The organism is Rhodovulum sp. MB263 (assembly GCF_002073975.1).
In the GTDB taxonomy this organism is placed as follows: domain Bacteria; phylum Pseudomonadota; class Alphaproteobacteria; order Rhodobacterales; family Rhodobacteraceae; genus Rhodovulum.
Window position 1 is genome coordinate 716,125 of the sequence record NZ_CP020384.1, and the last position, 12,824, is coordinate 728,948.

Genomic DNA, 12,824 nt, shown 5'->3' on the forward strand with positions numbered 1-12,824 from the left:
ACAGCAATCGGCCAGTGAAATGACGCGCCGAGGGAGCCGGCGCGTCATGCAGGGTGATCAGATCGTCTGGCCGCCCGACACCTCAATGCGCTGTGCAGTCACCCAGCGATTATCGTCCCGCAGAAGGCTGGCGATCATCGGACCGATGTCGTCCGGCAGCCCGACGCGGCCGAGCGCCGTCATCCCCGCGAACTGAGCGTTCACCTCGGGGTTGTCGCGGACCAGTCCGCCGCCGAAATCCGTCTCGATGGCGCCCGGCGCAACCGTGTTTGCCGCGATGCCCCGCGCTCCGAATTCCCGCGCCATGTAAACCGTGAGCATCTCGACCGCCGCCTTTGCCGCCGAATAGGCCGCGAAGCCGGGGAAGGAGATCCGCGTCAGGCCGGACGAAAAATTCACGATCCGCCCCCCGTCGGCCAGGAGCGGCAGAAGGGCTTGAGCGAGGAAGAAGACGCCCTTCACATGGACTGCGAACAGGCGATCGAACTGCGCTTCGGTGGTCTCCTCGATCAGGGCGAATTCGCCATGCCCGGCATTGTTGACGAGATGATCGAAGCTGTCGCGGCACCAAGTGTTGCGCAAATCCGAGCGCAGGCTTTCGACGAAGGCCCGAAAACTTGCGGTGTCGGCAACGTCGAGGGGCAGCGCCACGGCCTGGCGCCCCATCTCGCGGATGAGGGTCACGACCTCCTGTGCTTGCCCGGCGTTCGACCGATAGGTGACGATGACGTCGCCGCCGCTTTTGGCGATGGCGAGAGCGGTGTTGCGACCGAGGCCGCGATTGGCGCCGGTGACGAGAGCGATCTTGCTCATGGGAGTGTCCTTTCAGGGTGTCATGGTGTCACTCTGAAATAAAAGCGCGCCGGCGCTTGTAGTTGCCTGAACCTCGCCAAGACTTGCCTGTTTCCATTATTCCCTTCCCCGACAGGCCAATCCAGAACATAAGGTATTGCATGACCATTGCCCAAAGCAGTTCGCCCCTTGCTCAGTTGCTCGTCCATTGCCGCCGGTTCGCCGACGCCAATGCCGGGCCCGACGGTTCGGCGCCGACTCCGGCCCGGGGCCTGTCCGTAGTGCGTGCCCTGCACCCGGGAGAGCTGATGGTTGCCGTCCAGAAGCCCGTGATCGCCATGCTGCTGCAGGGAAGGAAGCGTGTGACGACGCTGGGCGCGAGCTTCGAATATGCGCCGGGGGAGGCGATGGTCATCGCGGCGGATATCCCGACAGTCAGCCGGATCGCCCACGCCAGCATCGCGGAACCCTACTACGCGCTCGTGCTCGAACTCGACCCCGCGATCCTGCGAGCATTGCGCCCGGCCGTCTCCGTGCGGTCGGGTAAAGCGCCGCCCGTGAGGGTGGAGCCGATTGACACAGAGGTCATCGATGCCTCCCTTCGACTTGCGCGCCTGCTGGATCGGCCCGAGGCCCTCTCGGTCCTTGCCGACGGCCTGCTGCGCGAGCTGCATTACTGGCTTCTCATGGGGGTTCACGGCCCCGCCATCGCTGCGCTCGGGGTGCCGGACAGCCACGCGGGACGGATCGCGCGCGCGGTCGATATCCTGCGGCGGGAGTACGCCCGTCCGATCAGGGTCGAGGAACTCGCGGAGGCCGCCGCAATGAGTGAGCCCGCGTTCCACAAGCACTTCCGCGCCATCACGACCCTGTCGCCTCTCCAGTTCCAGAAGCAGCTTCGCCTGATTGAAGCGAGGCGGCTCATGCTGGCAGAGGGTGCGAAGATCGCGCAGGCAGCCCACACGGTCGGTTACGCTAGCGTGACGCAGTTCACTCGGGAATACGGCCGTCTTTTCGATGCACCTCCTGGGAGGGACATACGCATCGCGAATGCCGTCGCCTGAGTGCTCGGGATGCACTTCTGCGGATAGACCAGCGTCAGCTTCGTCCGCACAGCGGACCTCAGGGCATTGGACGATGCTGCGCAGAGCCTTAAAGGTCCGCTACTGTGCGGGCCGTGGTGCGTGACAACAAAGGTCCTGCCACTACCGGCGAAATGTGGGGTCGCCAGTCGTTCTTCCAGCCAAGCGCGGTGTTCCCAATGCACGGCGATTATGTCCTCAGGTGTAATCGGGACAATGCGGCGCGGCAGCACCTCGTCCGGGTCAAGCAACTCATGACCGGGCACTTCGATGGAGATCATGTCGAAGTCGCGCATGAACCGTGGGGCGAAGTTCTTGGCGGCCTCCCGATCCCCCAGAAGGTCGAAGTCCGTCCATAACGTCGCGCAGAGGAACCGGTCGCTGCGGTGGCGGAGTTCGGTCTTCTGCGCGAACCAACTCCCGCTGGCGTGAACCAGGTCACGGAGCCGGTTCTCGTCGTCCAAGGTCGCCTTGCCCGTCACCGAAACCGGCTATCGCTCGCACTTCCTGCCGGTCGGCATTGTCGCCGAGCATGGCGGCGCGGTCCCCTTTGTCTCCGCATGGCTGGAGCATGAAGCTGCGCGCATGGGCTGGAATGACGCGCAGCTAAGCCTTTTTTGACGCAGGGGAAAATTTGCGTCCCCTCCGGCGGACGCTCCCTTCTTCAGATTCGAAGACAAGAAAAATCTTTCAAGAGGCACTCAGCACGCGTTTGCGCGTTTAATGCGCGCTCAGTTGACGTGTGGCGCGCATATGTGAGATAATGGTTCCAACGCTGAAAGGAGCGCCGCTATGGAAAACGCATCTGAAAACAAGATGGTAAAGCGCCTAAACACCACACTGCCAGACCCTCTGGCACACTATGTCGGTGAGATCACCGGCAAGGGCGCGCTCTATGAGACACCGAGCGAGTTCATCCGCGATCTGATCCGCAGGCACATGGAAAAAGCCCAGGACGTGGAGCGCGGCCAGATCAACGCCATGCTGGCGCAGTCCTTAAGTGAAAACGACTATTCCGACTGGACGAACAGCGATCTTGCCGATGCCCGCAAGGCGGCACGCGAATAGGTGCCCATGAATCGTATCGTCCGCAGTGCTCTCTTCAAACGACAGCTTCTCGACATCACGGCCAGCTACCGCGAGCGCGCGGGCACGGCCATTGCCCTGAAATTTGTCGATCAGATTGAAAGCAGCATTGGCTTCATCGCCGCCACGCCGCTGGCCTGTGCGATCTACACCCAGCTTGAGGGCAAGGACTTTCGCAAATGGGGCCTGAAGGACTTCCCGGTGTCGGTTTTCTTCCGGCTGGATGAGAGCGGCACAATCATCCTCGAAGCGCTCTATGCCCACCGTATGGATATTGGGCAAAGACTGCCCAAGGATATTGAATAGCTGGAAAGGCGCGGCGGCACACCGTAGAGGGCGGCCAACCGCTTTGGGTTAGGGACGCGGCGAACGTATCACCAGTTCGTCTTCGGCGGTGCTCAGCGCTGCCGCCTCAAATCGGGAAACGAGTTTCATGTCATCCTCCTTTTGACTTCAAGGAGGCCCCGAACCGTTCAGGGCCTTTCGGCCCCGGCTCACACCATCATCGGCTCAGGAAGCAGCGCGCTCATCAGCCGGATGGGCGCAGCCGAAAAAGCTGAGATCTTCCGCAAGCAGCTCTACGTCGATTGCTTTCTCGAAGCGGAGGAGAATGGCGAGGTAAACCGCTCCAATGACCCCTGCGTCGCATTCCTCCCTCAGTTGGAAAAACGTGTCGATGCATGGCACACCATTCCGGCTGGATTGCCGAATGCGCGTGGAACTTCGCTCGCCGTTTGGGAAGCGACCATCCGAGAATTGCGGCGGTCGAACAAGGCAGCCGCACGCCTCCATATCGAGGTCGTCGATGCCGCCCTCAGGTCCTTGGCCTTGTGGCGCGTTACTGCGACAGGGCGAAGGTGCAGCGTGACGACGATGTCAGGGAGGCGGAGTTCGCGTCACGTCTCATGCACGCGGCGGACTACGAGTTCGGGTTGCTCGCTCAGTTCATCGTCGAGGCGCTGACGCGTGCTCTCCGGGCCGACGGCCTCGAGGCATGTCTGTCGTCCAGGAAGCATTTCGCGGAGGTCTACCACATGCGGACAGCTGTAGGCCCCGGACTGAACCCGTTTCTCGCTGAGGATTTCCGCCGGATCGATCCGCGTCAGTGTTTCGATGACGGGGATGAGGATGCATGAGTTGCTCTTGGCCATTTGCGATGTCGATGTGGAAACTGCGGAGTATCATGAGCTACGAGTGCAGCTGCTTCGCGAATTCGTTCGTTTACGGGCTTGACAGAACCTGCTCGAACGCCTGCGACCGATCCAGGATCAGGTTGACCGCATGGGGGCGCGAGACCCCGATTTCGATCTCAAGAGCTTCTTGGATGACAGTTGGGAGTAGCAAGCGAAGGCGCTTCGTCGCGTCGTCCCTGGACGGCACGAAATTGCAGAAAACGTCGAGCGCACGCTGAGCCGCGCAGGGCGCTCCCTGCCGATTGCGGACTTTGACGCCTCGGTCCCATTCCCCCGGCGGATCACAAAAGCGGCAGTTGATCACTGCTGCAGCGTGCCCTGAAGCTGCCAAGGTTCGGAGAGGAGACTTCACAGACAGCAGAGGCCGGAGCGTTCAACGGCGGCTATCGGCAGGAAACGACTGGCAGGATTTCGCGGTGCCGCGGACGTGGCGAGGTGAGCGTCCGGCGATGCGCCGGCCCCGGCGCAACGCGCCGAAATCTTGCCGTATTGTTTCGGCAGTCTTCCGTGAAATGCGATGAAATCGGGGATTTGCATTGATGTCTCGGTTGGCGGTTTTGGTCGATGGCGACAACATCAGTGGCTTCCCTGCCGAGAGGATCCTCTCGATCGCCTCGCGGCAGGGAAGCCCGACCGTCGTCAGGGTCTACACCAACGCCCGGCGCACCTCCGAATGGCATGGCGCCTGCGGCTTCCGGATGATCCACGCCGGCACCGGGAAGAATGCCTCGGACGTGCTTCTGGTGATCGATGCCATGGAATTGGCGCTGTCTGGCGGGATCGATCGGTTCGTCATTGCCAGTTCGGATGGCGATTTTACCCATCTTGCCCATCGCCTGCGCGAGCATGGCGCCATGGTCACGGGCGTTGGCGAGGGCAAGGCTCCCAGCGGGTTTCGCGGTGCCTGTTCCGACTTCGTCCTGATCGATCCCGGTTCGTCGATCAGGCTGGTGACAAGCGCCCCGGCCGTCGACGATCTGGATCTGAAGATCCGCGCGATCATTGCCGCGGCCAGCACGAAAGGCGCGGGGATGCGGCTGGCGACCCTCGGGGCGACCATGCACTCCAAGCACGGGATCAGGATCGGCGCCCTCCCTGAACAAACCTGGCGGGCTTATCTCGCGGCGCGGCCGCATCTTTACGATCTCGGTCCGCGCGGGCCCGACAGCATGGTTCGCTTCAAGCCGGAAGGCTTCCCGGTCGCGGCCTGACGGCCGGTGCCAGACGCCCTTCGGCCGCCCGCGGCGCAATATGCGGTGACATGCCGCCTGCAACACCGGCGCGTCTCCTTCGGATCTTGACGCGTTTCGAGATGGTCAGTGCGTCCTCCAGCTCGACGCCGAGAGAGCGGACCGTGCTGTCCATCTTGGTGTGATCAGGCAGGTGCTGCACGGCCCCGGACTGCCCGTCTTCCGGTAGATCTGCGCGACCTTCATCGGGTGCATGGAACGCGTGCCGCAGGCCGTCCGGTGCGGCCCGACGGCCCCGAGAACTGTTTCCCAAAATATGGCATCCTGCAGACGCTCAAGCGAGTTTTTCAAGGGCGGCTATCGGCAGCGAGCGCCCAGACTAGGGCGCCAGGCGTTTAAGCGCCTCGGGCCGCCCGCTCGGACGCTCTCTGCCGATAGCCGACGTACAGCGCTCCAAGCCTGAGCAGCCAGAAAATGACAGAAGTGACCGTTCATCCTCGCCGCGGCACGCCCTCAAGCCGCTGGAGTCCGAAGATCGGAGAAACTGTTGAAAAGCTCTTTTCTAGGACCACAGAGCATCCAGTCGGGGGGGGGATGGTTCCGGTTTTTCGCGCCCCTGTCTCGCATTCCGACCTCTTTGTCCCTATGGGGAGTGGCATTCCAAAAGCAGGCGATCTCTCGACCGCCGCCGGAGTTTTCAACACGATCCGGACGAAGCGGGCATTCGGACCGCAGTTATGAGGTCGGCATCAATACTCCGTTGTAATGGCATCCAAGAGCGTCGCATCTATGACCGCCCCCCCCCCACAGCATGGAAATAAGATTAGGTGGACACATGATCTCAATGCGGTTGAGGCGCCGGCAAGCGCTATCCAGGGCGGAAAACGCTTGTTCGCGTGGCCTGGCTGAGCAATTCTGAGGTCCAACGGCAAGCTGCTTGGATAATGTGCATCTGGCGATATTCGGAAAGGGATCAACATGTCGCGGATCTGGCTGACTCTATTGATGTCGACTGCCTTAACAACATCTGCCTTGGCGGACAGGATGCTTTCAACGGAGGAATTACTTGAGATTATTCCAGAAATGATCCGAAGCGGTTGCCAAACTTCATGTTCCGTGCGGGAATACAGTTACCGCTCGGCTCGACTTCCCTCCGATATTTTTGTGGGATCTCGGAAGGTATTCGTGGTCAGGAACACATATATGTGTGGAAGTGCCGGTTGCCCCACAGCGATTATCGCCGTTGGAGACGACGGCGTTTTCTATTTGGGCAACAGGTTTGGCGGGACTGAAAGAACGATCCCGACAATGAACGTTTCGGATCGGACGCGCATTGCAGATAAGCCCGCGGGAATTGGTCCGATCCCTACCGGAAGCGGCGTGCTTGGCAGGGAGACCTCTGAAGGAGCCGAGGTTCAAGAAGCCGGTGGATACGGCTTGTCTGATTCAGATATCCTTAAATTTGTGAATTCCTTGCAGCGCCTTCCAGTTCTGATCGATAGATCTCACTACGGTCAGGAAGATCGAATTAAGGTGGGAGAGTTCGAAGAGCATCTGAGAGTGTCCGGCGCTCTCGCCAGAGAAGGAATTTTCATTGAAACGTTCCAATCGGCACGGAGGCCAGCCTCCTCCGGTGGCTGCGAGCCGGGCGCACGTTTTTGCATGAAATTGAATGATAACAGCATCTGGAGCGAAGATAGGAGAGTTTATTATGAGATCGCCGGGCCCTACAGGAAACATCTAATTGCAGACTACGGCGAGCTAATTTCTTTGTCGATGGGAAGGCCAAGTGTCACCAAAATTGTTCTTTCACGTGCGGTAGGCTCCGCCACATGTGAAAGAAGAGTTACCTTTCGCTCCTGGTTTGACGCACCGACCGAAATTGGTAAGGCGATTATGCGCCATCAGCGAAGTGATGGATATATTTGGCAGGCATGCCTCAGCCAAAGTCGAGATGGTTTAATTATCAAGTATGGTCCCTTTTCCAGTTTTTGACCTTGGCGAGGTCCCCTTGCGCAAAGCCCACAACGGAATTACTCGCAAACCCAGTGTGATGGAAGGAGGGCATGAGCAGACTGACACCTAAGACTTGCAGGCCGCGGAAAAACTCCGACCTCGATGTAACTCTCGGAACGTGAAACACCGCCACCACCGCTGAGGTGAGGTTGCGGTGCGCGGGTCGGACAAGGTGGCGAGATCGTTGTTCCGCTACATCGATTTCGAAGAGTGCATCCCGGCGCGGCATCCGCTGAGCAAGATCAGGGCGATCGTCAACGATGCGCTGCGCGCCTTGTATGCCGAGGTCGGTCGGCTCCACGTTAGCGGAGAACGCCCCTCGATTGCTCCGGAACGGCTGATCCGGGGCAAACTGCTGTTCCTCCGGTTCGTGGGACTCGGGATCGGCGATATGGTTTGAGACCCCACCGTGTTCACGAACTGCCGGTCGATACGCTGAGCGCGTCGCTGCGCGTGCAAAATCGGTCTGGCGCGCTCTGGTCAGTTTGGGCTCGTAGCGGACCTGCGGAGGCGAGGCATAGCGCCTGAACGCCTGCCGCCAGCGACTCGTGCGCTCCCTGCCGTGAGCGGCCATTCGACGCCCCAAGCCCGAACTGCCTGCGGCTCACGAAAGCGGCCGTTCATCCCCGCTGCAACATGCACTCAGGCCGCCAAGGTCCGGAGAGCGGGACGGAGCTGCCGCTTATCGCTTGCTTTTCAGGAGTGCCTTCAGACCTGTCGGATAGAGTTGAGGCTGTCCAGGACCGTCCAGCTCTTCTAGAGCAAACCATTCGGCGAAACACTCCACACCGCTATCCTCTCGAAACGCGATACGGGTCTGTCCGGCGAAAGCCTCAGGCGGAAACGTCACGTCGAAAATTGCCAGCATCTCGTGCCCGAGGCTCCCCTCGTGAACGTAGATGTTTTCAATGAAAGTCGGGCTGCCAACGATTTTCACCGTTATCCCAAGTTCTTCCTGAAACTCTCGGATGACAGCGGTCTGTGCTGTTTCGCCAAACTCCACCGTACCGCCAAGCGGGCGCACACCCTTTAGCCGCCCTGAGTCCTCATATACTTCGGAGGCGAGCAGCCGATTGCCTCGCCAGTGCAGACCCAAAGCCTTAAAGCGAATTCCGGATGCAGGGCGCCATGTGTTCATGTTGGCGGGATACGCCCAGGACTAAACGGCTGCAATGGGCTCGGAGCGGACCTGCGGCGGCGCAGCATGGAGCTGGAGCCCCTTGGGCCGCCCGCTCGGGCGCTTGCTGCCGATAGCGGCCGTTCGGTCCCCCAAGCCCGATCCGGCAGCGGATCACGGAAGCGGCCTTTCATCGCGGTTGCAGCCCCCTTGGATCTGCCTATAAGGGCGTGCTGACGGATAACGGTCGCGAGTTCTGCGGTACCGAAAAGCACCCATACGAACTCCATCTCGATCTGAACACCATCGAGCATCGCCGCACCAAGGTCCACACGTCGAAGACCAACGGCTTCGTCGAGTAGTTCAACGGCACGGGGCTGGAGGAGTTCTCTCGCGAAAAATGCGAGACCTTCTAAGAGGCGGTCGAGGCGCTCCAGGCCAATCTCGACGCCTGACTCGTCCATTACAACAACGAACGCCCGCATTTGGGTTGTCGAAACATGGGGCGCAGGTCGCTCGAAAATGTCATGTCATTTGTTAGCCAAGAAGGTTAAGTAGGCACTATAAGCTATAGCGCTCCCAGTAACCGTTTTTAGTAGCCATGAGTCCTGCCCCTAGCCTGACACACTGCGCCATAGTACTCATTGCACTCAGGAAGCGCCTGCGTGGACTTTATTACCAAATTTTACGAGACATTCTGAGAGACTAGTCATGAGCTCTTCGAGAAACACGATAGATGAAACCGACATATGGCTTGCGCTGAAAGCAATTCCGCAATCCCAGATTTCCACTTCGATTGGTGAAAGCGAGGTTATCGAAGAGTTTTGCCCCTTGGGTCGCCAGTTCGGCGCCGCCCTCCCAAAAAACGTGCCAGAACCGCTTGATGATCTTCTGTTCGATGTGACTTCGAATGCGAGCCTACAAACTGATTCTCCTGAACAATGCTATGCCGTGCTTGATGCAGCCCGCTTGCCAGATTTGCCCGACATCTTAGCAGCTTCGGGCCTTTCACATCAGTGTCTATTTCAGGGAGAGGCAGTTCAGGAAATTGGTGATCGGGCTCCGTGGCTGGTAGCACTGACGGAGGATAATAGCATGACGCGGCGGCTGTTCAGCTTATCGGATGCGCCATGGCATCTCTGGCGGTATAGGCCCGGAATATTCCTGCGTACAAAACTGGAGTTTTCGGCACTGCGACGTCATCTACGACGTTTCACACGACTGCGTGACACTGAAGGAAAGTGGTTTCATGTGCGTTTCTGGGAGCCCGGATTTCTTGAGGCGGGCGCATCAGTCGAAGCGGATGCGTTGTTCAGGTCGCTGATCGCGCCAATGTCTCTGCTCCTTTGGGCTGCAGATCATCGTTCTTTGCATTATCTGCAGCCGACCTCTGGAATGGAGGATCCCGGGCAACCGTTGCCTCAATTGAGCACGAGGCTGCTGCACCACCTTTCCATCATGCGCAGAGAACAAGCGTTTTTGCAAATTGCTGAGGCGCTGTGGCACGATAACCCCGTTCTGACAGCAGGCCCCGAAGCGGCAGCCATGGAATGGGCCGTGCGTCCAGGCTGGCGCACTTGGCGCAGCTACGCCATGGGCTGGTGCAATGAAGCAAGCAACCGCTACGGTCTGGTAACAGTGAAGTATGTCCATGCTTATTGCCTGTTTCGCCTGCACCTGCCGTGGGCTTTTGAAACGCCGGAACATAGCGCGCAGATAGAGGCGGTTCTGGCGGGCCCCGGCGATGAGAGCAAGCGAATGAAAGGGCTGGCTGACCGCCTGAAAGAAATGACCACAATCCGGGAGCATAACGCATGACGCGAAATAGAGCCATTGCGTGGGGTGCGCGGGCAAGTGCAACAGCACTTCTGGCTGCGCTATTTCTTGTTGCGTGGAACAAGATTGGTGCATCTCAGCCCTACGATGTAGCGCTTGCGACAGAGGCCGCGAAAGGATGGCCGATCCTGCTTAACCTTAGCGGCAACGGCAAACCTCTTCCGCAACAAATTGTTCAGGGCGGCTCAGATGATCCAGTGCCAGGAGGGGGGCGTCAAATGCTCGTATCGTTTCCCGCAGCCGATGATTTGGTATTCGATATCCACTGGCGTGAACTGCGCAGCGGGCGAAGCTATGAGGCGCAGGTGCGGCTGACAACCTCAGATCTTGCCAACCAACTTGCATTGATACATGACGGAATTAACCTCCCTCTTGTTCTGCGTTTCGGCGCGCATGGTGCCGTTTCCATCTATACGCTTTCAGCGCAACGTTTGCATTTGAATGCGAGGCTTGCAAACAGCATGGCCCCCATCGCAGCAGAGGACTACCCGCGCATTGCTTCGGTCTGTGCGCAACGTACGCCGGCCCCGCCCGTTGCCCGCGATCCGGTTAACGAATTCGGTAGGAGCTTTGATGTCGTGTTTGACGTCAAGCGCTATCAGAAAGAAAGGGCACTGCCGCCCCCGACCAGTCCCTGCCCTGACCCCCAACACTGAAATCATGACGCGCGCAGATTAACCTTGGAAGGACGACAACCAATGGCCGATGGATCTTGGGCAGACTCGATTTTCAACGCGACGGATGCGATCATGGCGGACGCGTCCCCGCAAGCTAACGCCCGAGTAGATGCGCTTTCTGCCAGTTGCCCTAACGTTGCGCTTAACGTCGGTATATTTTTTGATGGCACCTTCAACAATGCCGCCAACGTAACTGCATTCAACATGAAGCAAACAGACGAAATGGGTGGAAGCTACAACAATTTTCACACCAATGTTTATCGTCTCTCTTTGCTGTATTTCGGGTATGAAGACATGGTCCGGGCTCCGTGCGGCGGGCCTGATACAGTTTATCATTCGGCATATGTGGAGGGCATTGGGACCGAAGTTGGTGGCGCAGACAGTGCGTATACGGGCGCAACCGGGATGGGCGGTAGTGGGTTGGAGGAAAAACTCCAAAAGGGCACGGCAGTGCTGCGTAGCTTTATCAATAGATACGGTGGAATTGAGCATTTGCGCTCAGTTCAGGTCGATGTCTTCGGCTTCTCACGCGGAGCGGCTACGGCACGGGTTTTCTGCAATGCTGTCGCCGGAATGGGGCAACCGAAGATAAAAGTTCGGTTTCTGGGAATGTATGACACAGTCGGAAGCTTTGGAATTCCGGGCAATGCGAAAGAGATGGACCCAGTCACCGAAGTCGCCAGCGCCTATTGCAGTCTATATCGCCTTCTGACACCAACTTGTTGGCTCGTCCCTAGCGAAAGCATGATTGATTTGAATATTACAAAGGAGTCGGCTGAAGTTGTCTATCATGTGGTTGCCGATGATGAGTTTCGTTTATTTTTCCCCTCGACCAGTGCGCTTCCCGGGCATGCGACCGAAGTGTTGATGCCCGGCTGTCACGGGGACGTTGCCGGATGCACCCCCGGTGTCGGCGTGACCGAGAGGCATATTGATCCGCCACAATTTCTTCTGGATCGGGGCTTTTTTGAGAATGACAGTGTTCTCACGATAAACCGCCACTTGTTTAACGAGGGCGATAAGGTGTATATACGTAATGTGGAGACGGGTCTGGCCGCGCCGTCATTTAATGGCATGATGCATCAGGCTATCCAGGCGGGTGTGCCGCTCCGAGAAAGATACATGGATGTAGTGCGCGATTTGACGGACTTGGATGGCGCGATGAGGTCAGGTAGCAGTCTTCCTGAGCCGCGCCGCAGACAAATTGCTGGGCGCTATGCACATAGCTCACATGGAGGGGTTGGATCAAATATGCTCGCGCCGAACGGCAGGAGAGAGTCCTACTCAAATAATCCATAAATATTTCTCTTCACCGAAATTCAAAATTATTAAGCATTGTATAGATTTTTCAAACGGATGGGCGCGACCCACCACAGTCGATCCTTGGGTTGCGGTAAAATATAGCAGCCACAGACGAATGCAGGCAATATCGATGAACCCAAGATAACTGGCGGCAGGCCGTGGTAGAGTTACCAAGTTTCCTGTCTGGCTCCAGAACTCTTATGCTGCTTTGTCTGACCTACACCTTCGCATCTCAGGTCTTGGGATGCGTAGCTTTCGGCCTTCCATCCATGGCTAGGACGTCCTTCCTGCATGGGTACGTAGGGAAGATTGATTTGGCATATTGAAATTTCGAAAGTTGAATGCAATCATTGGCTGATTGCGGTAACTTCTTAGCTAGAATTCGCGCGGCTGACGCCTACCGGCTCCGGAATTCAGGCAGCCAGTGCAGCTTTTGAGGAAGCCTATGCGATACGTAGCGTCAACCTAGTAGGGCCTCTGTCCGCCCAGACTTCCTGGATTCAGCCGACGCGGCGTTGGGGCGCGGTGAAGGT

The 12,824-nt window shown here is 58.5% G+C and carries 12 protein-coding genes and 2 pseudogenes; 12 read left to right on the top strand and 2 right to left on the bottom strand.

Going from position 1 to position 12,824, the window contains the following annotated elements:
- Nucleotides 1-57: 57 nt before the first annotated feature.
- The gene (locus tag B5V46_RS03450; RefSeq protein WP_080615292.1) at nt 58-813 is read right to left on the bottom strand and encodes an SDR family NAD(P)-dependent oxidoreductase; all 756 of its coding nucleotides are present in this window, start codon (nt 811-813) and stop codon (nt 58-60) included.
- A 140-nt stretch (nt 814-953) separates the two neighbouring features.
- Between B5V46_RS03450 and B5V46_RS03455 the strand changes: the two genes are divergently transcribed.
- The 8 genes and pseudogenes from B5V46_RS03455 to B5V46_RS03490 form a co-directional block, all read left to right on the top strand.
- Nucleotides 954-1,856 (top strand): AraC family transcriptional regulator, encoded by a 903-nt coding sequence (locus B5V46_RS03455; RefSeq protein WP_080615293.1) that lies wholly within the window; start codon nt 954-956, stop codon nt 1,854-1,856.
- 489 nt (nt 1,857-2,345) lie between these two features.
- Nucleotides 2,346-2,495: a hypothetical protein gene (locus B5V46_RS20135; protein WP_196774327.1), complete on the top strand. Its 150-nt coding sequence runs from the start codon at nt 2,346-2,348 to the stop codon at nt 2,493-2,495.
- 171 nt (nt 2,496-2,666) lie between these two features.
- Nucleotides 2,667-2,942, top strand: coding sequence for a hypothetical protein (locus tag B5V46_RS03465; RefSeq protein ID WP_075782378.1), 276 nt, complete (start codon nt 2,667-2,669; stop codon nt 2,940-2,942).
- A gap of 6 nt (nt 2,943-2,948) precedes the next feature.
- Complete coding sequence (locus B5V46_RS03470) at nt 2,949-3,266, top strand: type II toxin-antitoxin system RelE/ParE family toxin (RefSeq protein ID WP_075782377.1); 318 nt, start codon at nt 2,949-2,951, stop codon at nt 3,264-3,266.
- A 374-nt stretch (nt 3,267-3,640) separates the two neighbouring features.
- A complete protein-coding gene (locus B5V46_RS19525) occupies nt 3,641-4,096 on the top strand; it encodes a hypothetical protein (protein ID WP_143540896.1) in 456 nt (151 codons plus the stop codon).
- 596 nt (nt 4,097-4,692) lie between these two features.
- Nucleotides 4,693-5,364 (top strand): NYN domain-containing protein, encoded by a 672-nt coding sequence (locus B5V46_RS03480; protein WP_231119211.1) that lies wholly within the window; start codon nt 4,693-4,695, stop codon nt 5,362-5,364.
- A 957-nt stretch (nt 5,365-6,321) separates the two neighbouring features.
- The gene (locus tag B5V46_RS19530) at nt 6,322-7,338 is read left to right on the top strand and encodes a hypothetical protein (protein ID WP_155773918.1); all 1,017 of its coding nucleotides are present in this window, start codon (nt 6,322-6,324) and stop codon (nt 7,336-7,338) included.
- Between the two features lie 175 nt (nt 7,339-7,513).
- Nucleotides 7,514-7,756, top strand: a pseudogene (locus B5V46_RS03490) (IS5/IS1182 family transposase); the annotation flags it as partial.
- A gap of 285 nt (nt 7,757-8,041) precedes the next feature.
- Here the strand turns inward: B5V46_RS03490 and B5V46_RS03495 are convergent.
- Nucleotides 8,042-8,497 carry an NUDIX hydrolase gene (locus B5V46_RS03495; RefSeq protein WP_075788443.1) on the bottom strand — a complete coding sequence of 152 codons (456 nt, stop codon included), beginning with the start codon at nt 8,495-8,497 and terminating at the stop codon, nt 8,042-8,044.
- Nucleotides 8,498-8,686: 189 nt separating this feature from the next.
- On the opposite strand from B5V46_RS03495, the pseudogene B5V46_RS03500 reads away from it, so the two are divergent.
- From B5V46_RS03500 to B5V46_RS03510, 4 genes and pseudogenes are all read left to right on the top strand, one after another.
- Nucleotides 8,687-9,030: pseudogene (locus tag B5V46_RS03500) on the top strand (integrase core domain-containing protein); the annotation flags it as partial.
- Between the two features lie 157 nt (nt 9,031-9,187).
- Complete coding sequence (locus tag B5V46_RS03505; RefSeq protein WP_080615298.1) at nt 9,188-10,294, top strand: DUF4123 domain-containing protein; 1,107 nt, start codon at nt 9,188-9,190, stop codon at nt 10,292-10,294.
- Nucleotides 10,291-10,968: a hypothetical protein gene (locus tag B5V46_RS19535; protein WP_155773919.1), complete on the top strand. Its 678-nt coding sequence runs from the start codon at nt 10,291-10,293 to the stop codon at nt 10,966-10,968. The genes B5V46_RS03505 and B5V46_RS19535 overlap by 4 nt, the downstream gene beginning before the upstream one ends.
- A 42-nt stretch (nt 10,969-11,010) precedes the next feature.
- Nucleotides 11,011-12,288 (top strand): DUF2235 domain-containing protein, encoded by a 1,278-nt coding sequence (locus B5V46_RS03510; protein WP_080615299.1) that lies wholly within the window; start codon nt 11,011-11,013, stop codon nt 12,286-12,288.
- The last annotated feature ends 536 nt before the right edge of the window (nt 12,289-12,824 follow it).